General features: G+C 61.7%; 17 protein-coding genes and 1 pseudogene. 4 read left to right on the top strand and 14 right to left on the bottom strand.

What is annotated here, in order from left to right:
- Nucleotides 1-3: 3 nt before the first annotated feature.
- The 5 genes from FB597_RS17615 to FB597_RS17595 all read right to left on the bottom strand — a co-directional run bounded on the left by FB597_RS17615 (nucleotide 4) and on the right by FB597_RS17595 (nucleotide 6,126).
- Nucleotides 4-828, bottom strand: coding sequence for a carboxylesterase (locus FB597_RS17615; protein ID WP_144770255.1), 825 nt, complete (start codon nucleotides 826-828; stop codon nucleotides 4-6).
- A complete protein-coding gene (locus FB597_RS17610; RefSeq protein WP_144770254.1) occupies nucleotides 828-2,117 on the bottom strand; it encodes an MASE1 domain-containing protein in 1,290 nt (429 codons plus the stop codon). Before FB597_RS17610 ends, FB597_RS17615 begins: the two co-directional genes overlap by 1 nt.
- A gap of 337 nt (nucleotides 2,118-2,454) precedes the next feature.
- Nucleotides 2,455-3,366, bottom strand: a complete 912-nt coding sequence (gene nadC / locus FB597_RS17605) for a carboxylating nicotinate-nucleotide diphosphorylase (RefSeq protein WP_144770253.1) — start codon at nucleotides 3,364-3,366, stop codon at nucleotides 2,455-2,457.
- Nucleotides 3,363-4,502, bottom strand: coding sequence for a quinolinate synthase NadA (nadA, locus tag FB597_RS17600; RefSeq protein ID WP_144770252.1), 1,140 nt, complete (start codon nucleotides 4,500-4,502; stop codon nucleotides 3,363-3,365). Before nadA ends, nadC begins: the two co-directional genes overlap by 4 nt.
- 22 nt (nucleotides 4,503-4,524) lie before the next feature.
- The gene (locus FB597_RS17595; RefSeq protein WP_144770251.1) at nucleotides 4,525-6,126 is read right to left on the bottom strand and encodes an ABC-F family ATPase; all 1,602 of its coding nucleotides are present in this window, start codon (nucleotides 6,124-6,126) and stop codon (nucleotides 4,525-4,527) included.
- 533 nt (nucleotides 6,127-6,659) lie between these two features.
- On the opposite strand from FB597_RS17595, the gene FB597_RS17590 reads away from it, so the two are divergent.
- Nucleotides 6,660-7,247: a DUF1439 domain-containing protein gene (locus FB597_RS17590; RefSeq protein WP_370454726.1), complete on the top strand. Its 588-nt coding sequence runs from the start codon at nucleotides 6,660-6,662 to the stop codon at nucleotides 7,245-7,247.
- Between the two features lie 12 nt (nucleotides 7,248-7,259).
- Here the strand turns inward: FB597_RS17590 and ldcA are convergent, their stop codons facing one another.
- The 4 genes from ldcA to queE all read right to left on the bottom strand — a co-directional run bounded on the left by ldcA (nucleotide 7,260) and on the right by queE (nucleotide 9,973).
- A complete protein-coding gene (gene ldcA / locus FB597_RS17585; protein WP_144770250.1) occupies nucleotides 7,260-8,273 on the bottom strand; it encodes a muramoyltetrapeptide carboxypeptidase in 1,014 nt (337 codons plus the stop codon).
- Complete coding sequence (gene tadA, locus FB597_RS17580) at nucleotides 8,270-8,797, bottom strand: tRNA adenosine(34) deaminase TadA (protein ID WP_370454725.1); 528 nt, start codon at nucleotides 8,795-8,797, stop codon at nucleotides 8,270-8,272. Before tadA ends, ldcA begins: the two co-directional genes overlap by 4 nt.
- A gap of 17 nt (nucleotides 8,798-8,814) precedes the next feature.
- Entirely contained in the window at nucleotides 8,815-9,261 is a 447-nt protein-coding gene (gene queD / locus FB597_RS17575; protein WP_050466852.1) for a 6-carboxytetrahydropterin synthase QueD, read from the bottom strand.
- A 76-nt stretch (nucleotides 9,262-9,337) separates the two neighbouring features.
- Nucleotides 9,338-9,973 carry a 7-carboxy-7-deazaguanine synthase gene (queE, locus tag FB597_RS17570; protein WP_144770248.1) on the bottom strand — a complete coding sequence of 212 codons (636 nt, stop codon included), beginning with the start codon at nucleotides 9,971-9,973 and terminating at the stop codon, nucleotides 9,338-9,340.
- 166 nt (nucleotides 9,974-10,139) lie between these two features.
- Between queE and FB597_RS17565 the strand changes: the two genes are divergently transcribed.
- Together FB597_RS17565 and FB597_RS17560 are read left to right on the top strand one after the other, a co-directional pair.
- A complete protein-coding gene (locus FB597_RS17565) occupies nucleotides 10,140-10,550 on the top strand; it encodes a DUF1801 domain-containing protein (protein ID WP_222428657.1) in 411 nt (136 codons plus the stop codon).
- A gap of 58 nt (nucleotides 10,551-10,608) precedes the next feature.
- Nucleotides 10,609-10,977, top strand: a complete 369-nt coding sequence (locus tag FB597_RS17560; protein ID WP_186442813.1) for a cupin domain-containing protein — start codon at nucleotides 10,609-10,611, stop codon at nucleotides 10,975-10,977.
- 56 nt (nucleotides 10,978-11,033) lie between these two features.
- On the opposite strand, the gene FB597_RS17555 is transcribed toward FB597_RS17560, so the two are convergent.
- The 3 genes and pseudogenes from FB597_RS17555 to FB597_RS17545 all read right to left on the bottom strand — a co-directional run bounded on the left by FB597_RS17555 (nucleotide 11,034) and on the right by FB597_RS17545 (nucleotide 14,592).
- Entirely contained in the window at nucleotides 11,034-13,241 is a 2,208-nt protein-coding gene (locus FB597_RS17555; RefSeq protein WP_144770246.1) for an OsmC domain/YcaO domain-containing protein, read from the bottom strand.
- A gap of 197 nt (nucleotides 13,242-13,438) precedes the next feature.
- Nucleotides 13,439-13,543 (bottom strand): annotated as a pseudogene (locus tag FB597_RS17550) (class D beta-lactamase); the annotation flags it as partial.
- Between the two features lie 155 nt (nucleotides 13,544-13,698).
- Entirely contained in the window at nucleotides 13,699-14,592 is an 894-nt protein-coding gene (locus FB597_RS17545; RefSeq protein ID WP_144770245.1) for an NAD(P)/FAD-dependent oxidoreductase, read from the bottom strand.
- A gap of 160 nt (nucleotides 14,593-14,752) precedes the next feature.
- On the opposite strand from FB597_RS17545, the gene FB597_RS17540 reads away from it, so the two are divergent.
- On the top strand, nucleotides 14,753-15,400 hold the full coding sequence (locus FB597_RS17540; RefSeq protein WP_144770244.1) for a TetR/AcrR family transcriptional regulator: 648 nt from the start codon (nucleotides 14,753-14,755) through the stop codon (nucleotides 15,398-15,400).
- A 506-nt stretch (nucleotides 15,401-15,906) separates the two neighbouring features.
- On the opposite strand, the gene FB597_RS17535 is transcribed toward FB597_RS17540, so the two are convergent.
- Both FB597_RS17535 and FB597_RS20610 read right to left on the bottom strand, forming a co-directional pair.
- On the bottom strand, nucleotides 15,907-17,862 hold the full coding sequence (locus tag FB597_RS17535) for a DUF3732 domain-containing protein (RefSeq protein WP_144770243.1): 1,956 nt from the start codon (nucleotides 17,860-17,862) through the stop codon (nucleotides 15,907-15,909).
- Nucleotides 17,859-17,999: a three component ABC system middle component gene (locus FB597_RS20610; RefSeq protein ID WP_370454724.1), complete on the bottom strand. Its 141-nt coding sequence runs from the start codon at nucleotides 17,997-17,999 to the stop codon at nucleotides 17,859-17,861. The genes FB597_RS17535 and FB597_RS20610 overlap by 4 nt, the downstream gene beginning before the upstream one ends.
- Between the last annotated feature and the right edge of the window lie 53 nt (nucleotides 18,000-18,052).

Genomic DNA, 18,052 nt, shown 5'->3' with positions numbered 1-18,052 from the left:
GACTCAGCCCTGCGGCGGCGCTTCGCCGCCCCGTTCCCGCCTGCGCGGGCGGAATTCCTGCGGCGGCAAGCCGAAAAACGCCAGGATGCTGCTGGCGACCTGGTCGCGGTCATTGTCCACGCAGATCATGTGGTAACTGTTTTCCAGCACCACCACGCGCGCCTGCGCGATCTGCTCCTTGAGGAAATCTGCCGACCGCAGGCTGGTCAGCTCATCCTCGCGCGCATGCACCACCAGCGTGGGCGCCTTGATGTTCCTGGCGTCGCGCATGACCCAGGCGCGCAGGCGGTCGACCTGCCGCACGCAGCTCAACGGCACCCAGCGGTAATGGAAATTGTCGCCGCGCTCGAACTTGGCTTTCACCACGGCGCGCACCAGCGTGTTCTTGATGCCGTAGGGTTCGCCCTCCTCCACCTTCATGCGCGCGGCCACGCCGGGAATCAGGTAGAACAGCGGACGCAGCATGGCGTACCAGGGCGTGGACCAGCCGTCGATATGGATCGGCGGCGCCAGCGCCACCAGCTTGCCCTGGGCCGCGCCGTGCTGCACGCGCTCGGCCAGCGCCAACCCCACCAGCGCCCCCATGCACATGCCCATGATATGCAATTGGTCGTACTGCGGCTGCAGTTCGCGGTATTGGGCCTCAACGGCATCGACCCATTGCTCGGCACGCACCCGCACCAGATCCTCCGGCGTGGTGCCGTGGCCGGCCAGGGTGATGGCGTGCGTTTCCACCCCGGCCTTCTGCAGGATCTTGTGCATCGAGCCCAGATCGTACTGGGTGCCGCCCAACCCATGGATGAGCAAGGCGCCGACACGGCCACCCACTACGCGCCCCGGCTTGGCGCCGTATCCTGTGCCTGCAGCGCCTGGTCGGAGAAACGCCAGACGCCGGCCACCAGCGCCAGGCGGTCTTCGGCGTCCAGCAGGCTACGGCTGCTGTCGAGCACCAGCGCACTGCCATCCTGCAGGCGGAACTGCATGTCGGCGCGCGCCTCGCCATCGCTCCCGTCCAGCCAACGCTGGCGCAGACGCGCCTGGTCCAGCGGCGACACCCGCCGCAGCACCTGATCCAGCGTGTGCAACTGCGTCGCCGGCAAGCCCAGCAGCGCCTCGACATCGCCGCTCCAGGTGAAGACAAGCTGCTGCGGATCGAGCGTATAAGCCAACTGGCGGCTGGCCGACAGCGACAGCTCGACCTCGTTTTTCCAGCGCGCGACATCGTCATGCAATTGCTCGCGGGTAGTCTTGAGCGTGCTGATCAGCAGCGATAGCAGCGAGGCCACCGCCAGGTAGACCTGCAGCTCCAGCAAGGCATTGCTGGAATGCAGCCGCACCAGCTCGACGAAGGGGCCGCGCCCCAGCGAGTTGTAGACGAAGGCCATCAGCGACAGCACCACCACCGACAGTGCGCCGCCGCGCCCGCCCCACAGCAGGGTCACCAGCGCGATGAAAAACAGGGGAACGTAAGTTGTGGAGAATTCGACGTCGAATACCAGGCGGTCGATGTGGCTGTCGAAGGCCAGGTACGCCGATGCGACCATGGCGACGAAGGAGGCCAGGCCCAGCAGGAACTCGGTGCGTGCGATGCCCCCCGAGCGGGTCGCGCGAAACTGCGACCAGCCGGCCAGCACCGGCGTCATGATCAGGATGCCGACCAGGTCGGACAGCGCCCAGATGCGCAGCGTCTGCCAGAACGACAAGCCTTGTGTGAACTGGAACCAGGCGGCGCCGAAAATACCGCTGACCACGCTCACGCCCACGCCGATGATCAGCAGGCCGCGCACGAAGAACAACCCTTCCATCGGGAAGGGCGCGCGCCGTACCAGCCATACGACGATGGCGGCCACGCCGATCTCGTCCAGCGAAAACAGCATCATGCGCCACAGTTCGCGCTGCTCGATCCAGCCCAGCAACACCTGGGCCGCCACTAGCAGCACCAGCAACGGGAACCAACGCGCGGTCGGCGTGAGCAGCAGCGCGCCGACGGTGATGCCGGCCGGCAGCCAGATATAGCCGCTGGCGATGAATGCCCCGTTGAGCTCATGCGACGCGAAGCCGAACAGGAAATACACGACAGCCCACGCCAATGGCGCAACAAGATTGTCTGGTTTCACAATGGAGTCCCCGGAAATGAAGGTGGCGATGCCTGCGCGATCTTGGCCGCGATAATGCCGGCCATTCTATCAGGACGGCGCATGGCGTCGCACTGGCAAGCAGGCGCTCAAGAGACCGGCAATAAAAAGCCGCTATTGCGTCGAATGCCGTTCAGTTAAGTCGAAATCCATCCTCCGTCGCCTTGACGAAAGTCAGGGCCCAGGGTCGTTGACCGGCCATTGAAGCACAACGAAAGGCACTGGATCCCGGCCTTCGCCGGGATGACGATTTTCTTAATTGAACGGAACGGAATTTCTGCTATTGATGCTGCGTTTTCAGGGATGGGATAGCAGATGATCAAGCAATCACGCGCAAGGAAAAATCCGCCGCGCGGATGTCCTTGGTCAGGCTGCCGATGGAAATGCGGTCCACCCCGGTTTCGGCAATCGCGCGCACGGTTTCCATGTTGATGCCGCCGGACGCCTCCAGCACGGCGCGACCGGCATTGCAGGCGACCGCTTCGCGCATCATCTCCAGCGAGAAGTTGTCGAGCAGGATGGAGACGGCGCCGGCGGCCAGCGCCTCCTTCAGTTCCGCGAGGTCTTCCACCTCGACCTGGATGCCCACCCCCGCCCCCAGTTTCTGCGCGGCGTTCATCGCGGCGGTGATGCCGCCGGCCGCGGCGATGTGGTTTTCCTTGATCAGGATGCCGTCGTACAGCGCCAGGCGCTGGTTGGCGCCGCCGCCCACGCGGACCGCGTACTTCTGCGCCAGGCGTAGGCCGGGCAAGGTCTTGCGGGTATCGAGGATGCTCGCTCCGGTGCCGGCCACCACGTCGACGTAGCGCCGGGTGGCGGTGGCCACGCCGGACAGCAATTGCAGGAAATTCAGGGCGCCGCGCTCGGCGGTCAGCAAGGCGCGCGCCGGGCCTTCGATGGTGCAGACCTCGGTGTCGGGTTGCATCAGGTCGCCTTCGGCATAGCGCCAGCCGATCTGCAGGCGCGGGTCGAGACGGGTCATGACGGCTTCGAACCAGGGCGCCCCGCACAGCACGGCGGCTTCGCGCACGATCACGCGCGCCTTGACGAATTCGTTCTCCGGCACCAACAGGCCGGTGTAATCGCCATCCCCCACGTCCTCGGCGATGGCCTGGTTAACGTTGGCGTCGAACGCGGCGTGCAGCGCGGCATCGAACGGGGCGAAGGGATTGCGCAGGCTGCTGGTGGCGCTGATGCTGCTGGGGCTGGTTTTGATGGCGTGGAGTGTCATGCTGGGCCGATTCCTGCAAACAGGGTCTGTTCGTCTTCAAGCCGCGCCGAGGGGCGGACATTGGCTTTCTTTCTGGCGGCGAAATCCAGCATGCGGTCGATGCACACCACGGCTTGCTTGCCGACGGCGGGATCGACGTGAATCTCGTTGGCGCCGGTTTCCAGTACGTGCAACAGATTCTGCAAGCCGTTCATCGCCATCCACGGGCAATGCGCGCAGCTCTTGCAGGTGGCGCTGTTGCCGGCCGTGGGCGCGTCGATGAACAGCTTGCCGGGCGCGGCCTGGCGCATCTTGTGCAGGATGCCGTTATCGGTGGCCACGATGAACGATGGCGCATCGGAGGCCTGCACGGCGGCGATCAGCTGCGAGGTCGAGCCGATCACATCGGCCTGCGCCACCACCGCCGCGGGCGACTCCGGGTGCACCAGCACCAGCGCCTCGGGATGCTCGGCGCGCATCAGTTCCAGCTCGACGCCCTTGAATTCGTCGTGCACCAGGCAGGAACCCTGCCACAGCAGCATGTCGGCGCCGGTCTGCTGCTGGATGTAGCTGCCCAGGTGCTTGTCGGGCGCCCACAGGATCTTCTTGCCCTGCGCGTGCAGCTCCTGCACGATCTCCAACCCGATCGAGGAGGTCACCATCCAGTCGGCGCGCGCCTTGACGGCGGCGCTGGTGTTGGCGTAGACCACCACGGTGCGGTCCGGATGCAAGTCGCAGAAGGCGGCGAATTCGTCCGGGGCGCAACCCAGGTCGAGCGAACAGGTGGCATCCAGGTCCGGCATCAGGATGCGTTTTTCCGGGCTCAGGATCTTGGCGGTCTCGCCCATGAAGCGCACCCCGGCCACGACCAGGGTCTGGGCCGGATGGTCGCGCCCGAAGCGCGCCATCTCCAGCGAGTCGGACACGCAGCCGCCGGTTTCCTCGGCCAGGTCTTGCAGGTCGGCGTCGACGTAATAGTGCGCCACCAGCACCGCCTGCTTTTGCTTGAGCAGTTGCCTGATGCGCGCCTTGAGGCTGGCGCGCTCCTCCGCGCTGGGCGTCGGCGGCACCTTGGCCCAGGCGTTGGCGGTACAACTCCCGCCGGTCTCCATTTGCGGCCGCTCGAATTCGACGACCTTGGTTGCTGTTGCTTGCATGGCAGTAGGTTGTCTCTGCGGGTTATTGGATGCCCTGGCTGGCCAGGTAGTCTTCGTAATTGCCCTGGAAGTCGATCACCTGGCCATCCTTCACCTCCAGGATGCGGGTGGCCAGCGAGGACACGAATTCACGGTCGTGCGAGACGAAGATCAGCGTGCCGGCGTACTTTTCCAGCGCGATGTTGAGCGACTCGATCGACTCCATGTCCATGTGGTTGGTCGGCTCGTCCATCAGCAGCACATTGTGGCGGCCCAGCATCAGCTTGCCGTACATCATGCGGCCCTTCTCGCCGCCGGACAGCACCTTGACCGATTTCTTGACGTCGTCGCCCGAGAACAGCAGGCGGCCCAGGATGCCGCGCACGGCCTGGTCGTCGTCGCCTTCCTGGGTCCACATGCCCATCCAGTCGGTCAGGGTCTCGCCCTTGGCGAACTCTTCGGTCGGGTCTTGCGGCATGTAGCCGACGTTGGCGTTCTCGGCCCACTTCACCAGGCCCTGGTCCGGATGGACGCCGCCGGCCGCGTCGCCGCCGATGGTGCGCAGCAGCGTGGTCTTGCCGGCGCCGTTGGCGCCGATGATGGCGATCTTTTCGCCGGCTTCGACCATGATGCTGAAGTTCTTGAAGATGTCGCGGTCGTAGGTCTTGGCGATGCCCTGGGTTTCCACCGCCAGGCGGTGCAGCTTCTTCTCGCCTTCGAAGCGGATGAAGGGGTTCACGCGCGACGACGGCTTGACATCCTCGACCTTGATCTTCTCGATCTGCTTGGCGCGCGATGTGGCCTGGCGCGCCTTGGACTTGTTGGCCGAGAAGCGGCGCACGAAGTCCTGCAGCTCGGCGACCTTTTCCTTGGCCTTGGCATTGACCGCCAGTTGCTGCGCGCGCGCCTGCGACGAGGCCAGCATGTATTCGTCGTAGTTGCCCGGATAGATCTTCAGCGTGCCGTAGTCCATGTCGGCCATGTGGGTGCAGACCTGGTTGAGGAAGTGGCGATCGTGGGAAATGATGATCATGGTGGAGTTGCGCTCGTTGAGCACGTCTTCCAGCCAGCGGATGGTGTTGATGTCCAGGTTGTTGGTCGGTTCATCCAGCAGCAGGATGTCCGGGTTGGAGAACAGCGCCTGCGCCAGCAGCACGCGCAGCTTCCAGCCGGGCGCGACATTGCTCATCGGCCCCTGGTGCTGTTCGATCGGCACGCCCACGCCCAGCAGCAGTTCGCCGGCGCGCGCTTCGGCGGTGTAGCCGTCGTACTCGGCGAACTTGGCTTCCAGGTCGGCGGCCTTCATGTAGTCGTCGTCGGTGGCATCCGGATTGGCGTAGATGGCGTCGCGCTCGGTCATCGCCGCCCACATCTCGACGTGGCCCATCATCACCACATCCAGCACGCGCATTTCCTCATAGGCGAACTGGTCCTGGCGCAGCTTGCCCAGGCGCTCGTTGGTGTCCAGGCTGACGTTGCCGGCCGACGGCTCGAGGTCGCCGCCCAGGATCTTCATGAAGGTCGACTTGCCGCAACCGTTGGCGCCGATCAGGCCGTAACGGTTGCCGTCGCCGAACTTGACGGAGATGTTCTCGAACAACGGCTTGGCGCCGAACTGCATGGTGATGTTAGCGGTGGATAGCACTGCGAAAAACCTTTTCTAAAATGAAACGTGCGCGCGGCAAAAAAGCGGGCATTGCCGCCAGGCGCGCCAAAACGGGCGAAAACGGCAATTTTACCACTGCGGGCCAGTGCCGGCTTGCGTTGCAGCCCGCCTGCGGGGCAACTGGCGCCGCCCGATTCCGCTGCCCTTTCCCGGCAGCAAGCCTCAGGCGCAGCCCGCCTGCCCGCCGAAAGCTACAATGGCCGGGATTTTAGCCAGCCCAGAGCATGTTATGAACTATTACAGCCCCCGCGTTCAAATGAGAAGGGTGCAGTGCAAGGCGCGGTGCGCCGCACAGGGTGGTGCCCTGTGCAAGCGCCGCAACGCCGCACTGTGCCCTTCTCATTTGAACCCTTCGGGCAGCCCCGGCAACGGGCCGCCTGCTGTGCCGTGGCGCCACCACGGCGCGTCGTCGCGCCTTGCATCCGGCCCGTTGCCGGGGCTGCGCGGGAGCTGTAATAGTTCATAACACGCTCTCACTCCAAGCTGCTTCGCAGCATTGACATGAAGACGATATGACGCAAGCAAAAAAGATGCCCCGCCGCACCACTCTCGCCGCCCTCGCCGCTGTTGCCCTCATCGGGATGGGACTTGCCGCGGCCAGCCATGCCGCCTACAACCTCTGGACCGGCGAATACAGCGTGTCGAAAAAAGAATTGGAGGCGGCGATCGCGCCGCAGTTTCCGCGCAAGCTGCGCTATATGGAAATTTTCGAGGTTACCCTGAGCAACCCGCGCCTGGGGATGGAGCCGGACAAGAACCGCCTGAGCACCGTGGTCGATGCGCAAATCGCCAACTCGTTGCTGCTGGCCCGGCCGGTCAATGCCGTGCTGACCATGAGCAGCGGCTTCAAGTACGATCCCGCCACGCGCTCGCTGCGGCTGGATGCGCCCAGGGTGGAAAACGTCGATTCGCAAGACCTGCCGCCGCAATACAGCCAGCAATTGAGCGCGCTGGGCAATGCCGCCGCCGACAAGCTGCTGCGCGACTATGCGGTCTATACCTTCACTCCCGAGCAACTGCAAATGAACGGCAAGCGTTTCGAACCGGGCAAGATCACCGTGGAAAAGGATGCGGTGAAGGTGGAAATCAAGGAGCAGTAGGAATTATTGGAATTATCGCCTGCGCAGCGTCGGATAGCCCGACAGCGTCAGCGTGAAGCCTTCGGCCCCCTTCGCATCCAGCGCCGCATGCGCGCCCACCGGCAGCGTGACCAGGTCGCGCACATGGCCGAACGGCAGGCCGGTGACGATCGGCACGGCGATGCGACGGCGCAGAAAGGCCAGCATCTCGCCGAAGTCGTAGCCGTTGTCGACCTCGCCCAGCCGGTAGCAGGAAAAATCCCCCAGCACGATCGCCTTTTGCCGCGCCAGCACGCCGGCGTGCTCCAGTTGCAGCATCATGCGCTCGACCCGGAACGGGTGCTCGTTGACATCTTCCAGAAACAGGATGCCGCCATCGATCTGCGGAAACCACGGGCTGCCGACCAGGTGCGCCACCATCGCCAGGTTGCCGCCCCACAGCTTGCCCTCGCATTGCACGGCCGGGCTGTGCGGGTCGGTCCGGCGGTCGCCGTTGGGCGCCCGGTCGGCGCCGGCCGGGCCGGTGTAGTTGCGCACCACAGTCTGCGGCGCAGACAGGGTGTTCCAGAACGTCGCCAGCGCCTGCCTGTTCGGCTGCTCGGCGCCGAAATCCCCGGCCAGCATCGGCCCCTGGAAACCGGCCATGCCGGCTTGCTTCAACAAGGCGAACTGCAAGGCGGTGACGTCGCTGTAGCCGACCAGCAGCTTGCCGCTGGCCGCCAGCGCCGGGATATCCAACGCCGGCAGGATGCGGCTTATGCCGTAGGAGCCGCGCAGGCACAGCAGCACATCGATATCCGGATCGGCCGCGGCTTCCATCAGTTGCGCGGCGCGCTGCTCGTCGGTGGCGCCGAAGCGCTGGAAGCGCGCCCCGTGGCTGTAGAAATTGCGCACGCGGCAACCAAGCGACTCCAGCAGGGCCACGCCGCGCTCCACGTTTGCCGGATCACCGGCATGGCCGCACGGGGCCACGATCGCCACGCCGGTGCCGGCCGGCACCAGCCCATCGAGTAGTTCACGGCCGGCGGCCGTTGCTGCCTCTGTCATTGCTGTTCGCTTTCGTCGTCGGTTTGCCCATTCGCCGCCGTATCCAGCAGCCGCTGCTGCTTCAGCTGGTCGCGCCGCATGGCGAAAAAATCCTTCAGCAGCTGGCCGCATTCTTCGGCCATCACGCCGCCCTGCAATTCGGTATGGTGATTCAGCTGTTCCTGTTCGAACAGGTTGAGCACCGAGCCGCAGGCACCGGTCTTGGGGTCGGCCGCGCCGTATACCACCCGCGCCAGGCGCGCATGCATCATCGCGCCCGAGCACATCGCGCAAGGCTCCAGCGTCACATACAGCTCGCAGCCCGGCAAACGGTAATTGCCCAGTTTCTCGGCGGCCGTGCGCAGCGCCATGATTTCCGCATGCGCGGTCGGGTCATGCTTGCCGATGGGCTGGTTGAACCCGGTGGCGATCACCACCCCGTCCTTGACCACCACCGCGCCCACCGGCACCTCGCCCAGCGCCCAGGCGTTATTGGCCTGGTCCAGCGCTGCGCGCATATGGCGCAAGTCGTCTTCGGTTTGCATGGCCTCATCCATCGGTATCAATCCGCAGTGACTTCGGCCCAGCAGTTGGGCGTTTCATGCAGTACCAGTTTTTGCAGGTGCAAGCCTGTGCCGTAGCGGTCCTTGTAGGCCGCCTTGAGGATATTGAAGGCGGCGCGCGCCAGGTTTTCCACGGTCGGGATGCTGTCGATGACCACCGTCTTGTGGCCCGGCAGGCTGGCCAGGAAGTCGCGCACCGGAGTGTCTTTTTCATAGACCAGGAAGGCATGGTCCCAGACGTCGACCAGATGCTCCTTGGCCAGCGACTTGATGTCGGAAAAATCCATGATCATGCCGTTGTCCGAATTGCCTTCGATGTCGATCACCGCGCCGGTCAGCGTGATTTCCAGCGTATAGCGATGGCCGTGCAGGTTGCGGCACTGGCTCTTGTGGTCGGGAATGCGGTGGCCGGCGTCGAATTCGAGTTTGCGGGTGATGGTCAGCATGAATCTGTATTTTCAATGGGAGCCCGCCGAACCATGTCCGGCAAGCGATAAGCGATTGTAATCAGGTCAGGAAGCGTCAGGGAATATTCAGCAGCTTGTGCGTCTGGATGCTCAGTTTCCACTTCGGGTTGTTCTTGACCATCTCGATGGCCAGCCGGGTGTTGGCGGCGGCGTCGGGACCGTCCATGGGCTGCAGCAGGAAGTTCTGGAAGTCCAGCTTCTCGTACTCGGCCAACGGCTGGCCGGGCTGTGGCACAACCACTTTCAGTTCGCTACCGCGCGTGACCTTCAGTTCGGAACCCATCTTGGGGCTGACGCAGATCCAGTCCACGCCCGGCGGCACGGGAATGGTGCCGTTGGTCTCGATGGCGATCTCGAAACCAACCGCGTGCATGGCGTCGATCAGCGGGCCATCCAGTTGCAGCAACGGCTCGCCGCCGGTAAAGACCACATACTTGCTAAGCGCATAAGTGGACGGCCACAGGCTGTCGATCTTGGCGGCAAGCTCCTGCGGCGACTTGAACTTGCCGCCGTTCTCGCCGTCGGTGCCGACGAAATCGGTATCGCAAAACCGGCAAATCGCCTTGCTGCGATCCTCTTCGCGCCCTGTCCACAGGTTGCAGCCGGAAAAACGGCAAAACACCGCCGGCCGGCCGGCGTGGGCGCCCTCGCCTTGCAAGGTATAGAAGATTTCTTTGATGCTGTAGGTCACGATATCGCTGCGGGAAGGGGTTGGCAGGCCGGTGAGAATGTTTGCTTAAATGCCTGATATTTCGGGGAAATTCCCCCAACGGCCGAGGGCAACATTATAGCCGTTCCGCCCCTGGCTTTTCCGGTCGGCTAGAATCGGCATGTCGATCACATCAATGAGAGAGCCCATGGCCAAGCCTGCAACAAGCGAACAAGCGTCCCCTTCCAGCCTGATCGACGAGCGTATTGCCGAGCTTGGCGACTGGCGCGGCGAACAACTGGCGCATGTGCGCGCCCTGATCAGACAGGCGGTGCCGGACGTCGTCGAACAATGGAAATGGCGCGGCGTGCCAGTGTGGGAAGCCGGGGGCATCATTTGCACCGGGGAAAGTTACAAGAATTACATCAAGCTGACCTTTGCCAAAGGCGCGTCATTGGACGACCCAGCCGGATTGTTCAATGCCTCGCTGGAAGGCAATACGCGACGCGCCATCGACATCCACGAAGGCGCGACACTGAATCGGGATGCATTCCAGGCGCTGGTGCGTGCCGCCGCGCAACTGAACCGGGCCGGCAAGGCAAGCAAGAAAACGCCTTGAGATGCGCGGCGGAGCTGGCCCCTGTTAAACTCCCGGCCAATTTCCCCCTCCTTATGCCATGAACATACCCGCCATCACCGAATTCCGCCACCAGGCTCCCTCGCCTGAATACGATCATCCACGTGAAGAGCGCAGACTGGAAGGCAATCCGAAACGCACGACCTGGAATCATTTCACCAACGCCAGCGGCGAAATCAACGCCGGCATCTGGGCCTGCGAGAAAGGCAGCTGGCGCATCGCCTTCGCCCCCAACAAGGACGAATATTTCTACGTGCTGGAAGGCCGTTGCCGCGTCATCGATGAACAAGGCCATGCCGCAGAAGCCGGCCCGGGAGATGCGTTGGTGATCCCCGGCGGCTTCAAGGGCGTCTTTGAAGTCGTGGAACCGGTGCGCAAGCATTATGTGATTGTGGAACGGGCGGCCTGACTTATCCGCCCGACTTGTCCGCCCGCCTTATTTGCCCGTCTCCGGGAAACGCACAATCAGTTCTTCACGCCTGCCGCCGCATTGGCTCGCGCCTTATGCAGCTTCCGGTAACTGTCGAGCAGGCGCTGGTGCCGGTCCAGCCCTTCCAGCTTCATGCTGGTTGGCGTCAGTCCGTAGAAACGCACGCTGCCGTCCACCGAGCCGATGACCGCATCCATCCGTTCATTGCCGAACATGCGGCGGAAGTTGGCTTCGTAATCGGCCAGTTCCAGTTCGTCGTCGAGCAGCACTTCCAGCACCACGTTCAAGGCCTGGTAGAACAATCCGCGCTCGACCGTGTTGTCGTTGTACTGCAGGAAGGCGCCCACCAGCTCGTGCGCCTCCTCGTACTGCTTCAGGGCCAGGCGGATCAGCAGCTTCAGCTCAAGCACCGTCAGTTGCCCCCATTCGGTGTTTTCATCGAACTCGATGCCGATCAAGGTCGCGATGTCCGAGTACTCGTCCAGTTCATTGTTTTCCAGGCGATCGAGCAGCGCCGCCAGGCTGGCGTCGTTCAGGCGATGCAGGTTCAGGATGTCGGCGCGGAACAGCAACGCCTTGTTGGTGTTGTCCCAGATCAGATCCTCGATCGGATAAATCTCGGAATATCCCGGCACCAGGATCCGGCAGGCCGTCGCGCCCAGTTGGTCGTACACCGCCGTATAGGCTTCCTTGCCCATCGCTTCGAGAATGCCGAACAAGGCCGCCGCTTCGTCGGCGTTGGAGTTCTCGCCCTGGCCGGAAAAGTCCCACTCGACAAACTCGAAATCCGACCTGGCGCTGAAAAAGCGCCACGACACGATGCCGCTGGAATCGATGAAGTGCTCGACGAAGTTGTTGGGCTCGGTCACCGCGTTGCTTTCGAAGGTCGGCTGCGGCAAATCGTTGAGGCCTTCAAAACTGCGTCCCTGCAGCAATTCCGTCAGGCTGCGCTCCAACGCCACTTCGAAGCTGGGATGCGCGCCGAACGAGGCGAAGACGCCGCCGGTGCGCGGGTTCATCAGGGTCACGCACATCACCGGATAAGTCCCGCCCAGCGAGGCATCCTTGACCAACACCGGAAAGCCCTGCTCTTCCAGCCCCTGGATCCCGGCCACGATGCCGGGGTATTTCGCCAGCACTTCTTGCGGCACGTCGGGCAAGGCGATTTCGCCTTCCAGGATTTCACGCTTGACCGCCCGCTCGAAGATTTCGGACAGGCATTGCACCTGCGCTTCGGCCAGCGTATTGCCGGCGCTCATGCCGTTGCTGACGAACAGGTTTTCAATCAGGTTGGATGGGAAATACACCGTTTCACCATCCGACTGCCGCACGTACGGTAGCGAGCAGATGCCGCGCCCGGCATTGCCGGAGTTGGTGTCGACCAGGTGCGAAGCGCGCAGCTCGCCGTCGGGGTTGTAGATTGCCAGGCAATAGGGATCGAGGATCTCCTGCGGCAGCGCATCCTTGCGGCCCGGCTTGAACCAGCGCTCGTTCGGGTAATGCACGAACCCGGCGTTGGCGATGTCTTCGCCCCAGTAGGAACCGGCGTAGAAATGGTTGTTGCTGATGCGCTCGATGTACTCGCCCAGCGCCGAGGCCAGCGCGCTCTCCTTGGTCGCGCCCTTGCCGTTGGTGAAGCACATCGGCGAGTGCGCGTCGCGGATGTGCAGCGACCATACGTTGGGAATGATATTGCGCCACGAGGCGATTTCGATCTTGATGCCCAGCTCCGCCAGCAGGCCCGACATATTGGCGATGGTCTGCTCCAGCGGCAGGTCCTTGCCCAGGATGTAGGTATTGGCCTCGCTGTCCGGCTTCACCGTCAGCAAGGCCTGCGCATCGGCATCCAGGTTCTCGACTTCTTCGATGACGAACTCGGGGCCTTCCTGCACCACTTTCTTGACGGTACAGCGCTCGATGGAACGCAGGATGCCCCGGCGGTCGGCTTCCGAGATGTCGGCCGGCAGCTCGACCTGGATCTTGAAGGTCTGCTGGTAACGGTTTTCCGGGTCGACGATATTGTTCTGCGACAGGCGGATGTTTTCGGTCGGAATGTTGCGCGTGTTGCAGTACAACTTCACGAAGTAAGCCGCGCACAAGGCCGACGAAGCCAGGAAGTAATCGAACGGACCGGGCGCCGAGCCGTCGCCCTTGTAGCGGATGGGCTGGTCGGCAATGACGGTAAAGTCGTCGAACTTGGCTTCGAGGCGCAGCTTGTCGAGGAAGTTGACCTTAATTTCCATGAGGGGCTCTAAAAATGGGAGTGGCGGCTATTATCCCCGTCAGGCCGGCCCCCTGCAAAACATTCTCGCGGTGATTGCACAAAAAACATGCACAGCGGCAGGGACAGGCCGGGAATTCCCGAAACGCACTCAACAGGCCTTCACGGTTTCACTGCACGCTCCAGAATCGCGCGCCTCCGCCTCTGCGGCACTATCGGTTACAGCGGGCTTTTGTGGAGCGTGCCGGCCATGGCGGGCCAGTCGCGCATCAGTTCGTCGCGGGCGCGCAGGCCGGCGTTGGGCTTGGTGGCCTGCCGAGCCTGGTTGGCGCCCCAGTACTCCCCGCTTTGGCCATTCCAGTCGGCAACCTGATAGGCATTTTGCTCCGCCATGCCCTCTCCTTGCTCTGATTCGTTCTTAACTAACTTTCTTGATTAGCGCCCCTTGGATCGAGGCAGCCGGAGAAGGAATTTGTTCCTCAGACCAGCATCGATTGCTGGGCGAAGATACCCGCCATCGCACCCTGCGACGATGCCTGGGTGACCGAGGGCAAGAAAGGCGTCGTGAGATCGCCGGCGGCGTAGATGCCGGGCATGCTGGTTTGGCGGCGCTCGTCGACTTTGAGAACGACTCCAGTGGGCGTATCCACCGTAGCGAGGCCCAATGATTCATGCAGGCTTGCGGAGGGCTTGGTGCGCGGATGGGCGAACAGGACGTCGACCGCGATATTAAGGCGGCTATCGAGATTGACGGTGGTGATATGGCCCTTTTGATGGGAGATCTCGACGATCCGGCCATCGACGACAGGGACGTTGCGGCGTGCCAGATCGGCCCGGATATCGGGCGCAATGTCGTGACCATCGGCGAAGACAGTCAACTTATCGGTCCAATCGAGGAACAGCCTGACCTGATTGTGCGACTGCGGACCAGACCAGACGAGGCCCCAATGCTGGCCGGCGACTTCGAAGCCGTCGCAATAGGGGCAAGGCACGATGGACGTGCCCCAGCTTTCGGCAAAGCCCGGAACATCAGGCATCTGGTCAGCGACGCCATAGCTCAGGATCAGGCGGCGCGCTCCAAGGTTTTCGCCATCGCCAGTCAACACGGAGAAATCGTCGATGGCGCCGGAGACGCTGTCGGCCCGGGCACTGACCAGCCTGATCGCGGGATAACGCGCCAGCTGCCGCCGTGCCTCGGCCAGGATGTCCTGCGGGGGCTTGTGATCGTGGCCGAGCAGACCATGCGAGTGGCCGGCGAAGCGATTGCGCGGCAGGCCGGTATCGAGAACGGTGACCTTGCGGCGGGCACGGCCGAGCTGCAAGGCAGCGGCGAGACCGGCAAAGCTGCCGCCGATGATGATGACGTCATTCATGGTGATGGGCTCCGTGTTGTGGATGGAGGGGATATCGCAGGGCGGCCCCGGGAAACTTGATTTGGGCAACAGGTTGAAACCTGTCCATTGGTTGCAAATTTCAGGTAATTTACAGTATCATAATTTATCAATTTGAATACTGTCAAGTACTGGAATTTTCGTGACCGAAAAAAAACAGGGGCGGCGCGGCCGGCCGGCCAACGAGGCGCTTGGCCAAACGATAGTCGACGCCGCGAGCGAACTCTTTGTGGAATTGGGTTTTCAAGCGACGACAATGGACAAGGTCGCCCAACGGGCGAAAATATCCAAGCTAAGTATCTATCGGCACTTCGAGAACAAGGAGGCGCTGTTCAGCGCAGCCATCGCGGCTCACTGTCATCAGTTTGCACCACAGGCCCTTATGGAAGACGTCGACGGTTCGGCCGAAGAACAGCTCATGGCGGTGGGATCATCCCTCCTTCGCACGCTGTTGAGCCCGGACGTGCGCAGTGTCGAAGCCATGATCATGGCCGACAAGACAAATCAGAAGTCGTTAAGCAAGCTCCATTACGAAGCCGGCCCTGCCTATGTCATCGCCCAGATCGAGGCACTGTTGCGTCAGTTGCACGCGAACGCGGTTCTGAACGTGCCCGATCCTCTCCGGTCCGCCCGCTTGTTTGCCGCGCTTATCAAAGGATCCGACCTCCTGACAATCGCTCTCTTCGATGAGGCGAGAGCAGAGGACGACAAGGAAATCGAATCCTATTGCCGCTCCGCCGTCGCCATGTTCATTGCCGCACACGGGGGCAACGGCCACGCGGGCCGATAGCAAACAGTTCTGTTCTGTCCTATAGACACGGCCGATTGAAATGGCGGCCAAAGGGATGAAAAACCAGCGGCTCGCGAACGACGAATATATGAAAAAGGCCCTGTAAAAACAGGGCCTTAAATCCTTCAAATGCGCGACTATGCAATATTAATAACAATTGCAACTCACTCCCACTCGGTCATCAATAGGCCACCGAGATCCGCGTGGTTAAAGGGATTGGTGGTGATTGACTTGGGCTTTACCGTCGCTTTTACCGTCAGAAGCGCACATCTTTTGCTGGCGCGAAAGATGGGGTGATTTGCGGGACGACAATTCTGAAGACACCATGATCAATCGTTGGTCATGATACCAACAAGGGTCGTCGCATGCACACTGCGCGGCGTTTCACAGCCGAGAAGAACCACGCAATGCCCTCGTTAGCCAGTCGATGCGCGGTAATCGAGGGCTGCATAACCCTCTAGTCAACTCAGACACTTCACAGCACACCACGCTTATACGAGAATCGATCATGCGGCGTTGCTACTTGCGGGCCAATCCTCGGGCACCAGTTTCACCCCATCCCGCCAGCGCTCGCGCAGCGCAGCTTGAAAACGTATGTCATCGGTAAAATCAGGATGATCGGTGATGATGACCTGGAATTTCCCCTTAAGGCTTTCAACAACTTCGAATATGAGCGAGAACAACCCTTTGACAGCCTTCCGATCAGAATCGAGCTTCTCCTGAGTCACGCCGTCACGTGGCACTGCATCGGGCGAGAAGTGTGCCTGCGACAACTGATCGAGCAATAAAAATGACGGGACTGGCCGCTGTCTGTTCGCAAACCAGGTATGAAGTGCCAGATGTGCAACGATGTGGTAACCGACATGATTTTCGCCGCTGCCAATTTCGGACATCGGAATGAATCGCTCGGGCGTGTCCGCAATGATGGTCAGTGCCCGAGGATCAAGCCGGAGCGGACTATCCGAGTACTCCAAGCCAATTCGCTGTGCATAGTCGGAAAGATGGCGATTCACGTTCGATAGACAGGATTCGAGTTTTTGCTGAATCACATCGGTGCTGACCGCCTGATCCAATTGCTTTTCCTGCACCTTCAGTTCATTCAAGCGCTGCTGCTGCACGGTGAGATCTGGCATCTGCGGAATGTTTTCCACATAAAGGCTGATACGACCTAGGACCATTGCACGCCGCGCGTCGGTGTCTGCCGCCAGTTGCAATCTTTGACTAGACCGCTTGACCGCGGTCAACAGTTCGCGGTTGTCATTCATTCGCCGTCGGACATCGACCAACTTTGCCTCGACGTCCTGGATGGCCGATTCGATGCGCGGCGTTGCAGAATCCATTGCGCCGCTCCGCTCACCGATGTACTCCTGCGCGGCACGCAGATCCCCAATTGATGGCGCGCTCGACTCATTCGGCAAATCTTGCAAACACAACGGGCATGCGTGCCCCTCCACGTCGTGCTCGAACACCGACACAGCATTCAGCCGGGCAGCGTGCTCCTTGACCTCGGAAGAAAATCCTCGTGAATTACCCTCAAAGGCGCGGGCGCGCTCCAGCGTTGACGTCAATGCACGCTGCTCCTGAACAAGCACATTCCGTTCAGTGGACAGCCGGCGAAATTCGGTATCGTCGAGGTCCTCACCGAGTGCACTTGAAACAGGCGAACTCTGAAGCAACCGTAAAGCTTCGAGCTTCTGTTGCCACGGCGCACTATCTTCCAGCGAGGAAATTCCGGCCGCTTTGGCCTCTGCCAACAGCGTGTCCGCGCGGGTAACACCTTCTCCACGAATCGCAGATGCTTCAGCCAATCGTCGTTCGATCTGGCGCACCTCGGCGCGAACCTTCTTGAGCTCCTGCTGCGTAGCGACATAGTCATCGGTCACAGCGCCCAGAAAGTAAGGCAAAGTGTCTTTTATCGCCTGCGCAACAAATCTGTCGCTCGAACCATGGAAGAGATGGCGTCGCTGCGCTATCTCGTTCTGTGACTGCAAACAAAATGCCAGCGCATGGCTTATGGTTGCCGCAAGCGCAAGTCGAGTCTGCCCACCCGGAGGCTCATGGAGGTAGTCTGACAACCCGACCCAGGAAGCCAGCAACGACCGCAGCCCTTCCTTGTTTGTTGTTTGGCGAAGCTCTCCCGCCATCGGGATGGCAACCTCGACATCAGTTTTGACATAAACAGACTCGCTGGACTTGGCCTCACCGGCAGGAACCTGTCGGGCGACGAACGCCTGTCCTCGTTCCGTTTGAAGGAGTAAACCGAACCAGGACACATTGCGGCGGACCTTTCCCTCAGGAACGTCGCACTCGGACGCGCCGAAACAGTAGTCGATGATGCCCAGGATAGCGGACTTGCCGGTTCGCGAGTCTCCTGAAATGATATTGACGCGCCCTGGCTCGATGTCCAACGTCCGCGAACGCCCATCGTGGCTGTACGCGACAATGCCTCTGATTTGAATCATGCTTGTACCCCCAGCATCGCCATCACCGTCGACGACGTTCCCCCCTTGTGCAGCCAGCGTCCCACGAACTGGGCCTGACCAACACAATCCCTGACATTGACCTGACCTGAAAAAACTGGTCCGACTTGAAATTTCATATGCTATTGAAAAGGAGAGTCAGACCATGCCGAAAAAGCGATTCACATCCGAA

Origin of the sequence: Herbaspirillum sp. SJZ099 (genome assembly GCF_007828355.1) — a bacterium.
Lineage (GTDB): Bacteria > Pseudomonadota > Gammaproteobacteria > Burkholderiales > Burkholderiaceae_D > Herbaspirillum.
Note: the sequence above shows the minus strand (reverse complement) of the source record. Positions and strands in the feature narration are given on the sequence as shown.

Excerpts from the sequence above, each read along its gene's own strand:
- ldcA (WP_144770250.1), bottom strand. The coding sequence starts at position 8,273 with ATGACAGAGGCAGCAACGGCCGCCGGCCGTGAACTACTCGATGGGCTG.
- FB597_RS17535 (WP_144770243.1), bottom strand. The coding sequence starts at position 17,862 with ATGATTCAAATCAGAGGCATTGTCGCGTACAGCCACGATGGGCGTTCG.
- FB597_RS17560 (WP_186442813.1), top strand. The coding sequence starts at position 10,609 with ATGAACATACCCGCCATCACCGAATTCCGCCACCAGGCTCCCTCGCCT.
- FB597_RS20610 (WP_370454724.1), bottom strand. The coding sequence starts at position 17,999 with ATGAAATTTCAAGTCGGACCAGTTTTTTCAGGTCAGGTCAATGTCAGG.
- nadA (WP_144770252.1), bottom strand. The coding sequence starts at position 4,502 with ATGCAAGCAACAGCAACCAAGGTCGTCGAATTCGAGCGGCCGCAAATG.
- FB597_RS17590 (WP_370454726.1), top strand. The coding sequence starts at position 6,660 with ATGACGCAAGCAAAAAAGATGCCCCGCCGCACCACTCTCGCCGCCCTC.
- queD (WP_050466852.1), bottom strand. The coding sequence starts at position 9,261 with ATGCTGACCATCACCCGCAAACTCGAATTCGACGCCGGCCACCGCATT.
- FB597_RS17555 (WP_144770246.1), bottom strand. The coding sequence starts at position 13,241 with ATGGAAATTAAGGTCAACTTCCTCGACAAGCTGCGCCTCGAAGCCAAG.
- FB597_RS17545 (WP_144770245.1), bottom strand. The coding sequence starts at position 14,592 with ATGAATGACGTCATCATCATCGGCGGCAGCTTTGCCGGTCTCGCCGCT.
- tadA (WP_370454725.1), bottom strand. The coding sequence starts at position 8,797 with ATGCAAACCGAAGACGACTTGCGCCATATGCGCGCAGCGCTGGACCAG.
- FB597_RS17565 (WP_222428657.1), top strand. The coding sequence starts at position 10,140 with ATGGCCAAGCCTGCAACAAGCGAACAAGCGTCCCCTTCCAGCCTGATC.
- nadC (WP_144770253.1), bottom strand. The coding sequence starts at position 3,366 with ATGACACTCCACGCCATCAAAACCAGCCCCAGCAGCATCAGCGCCACC.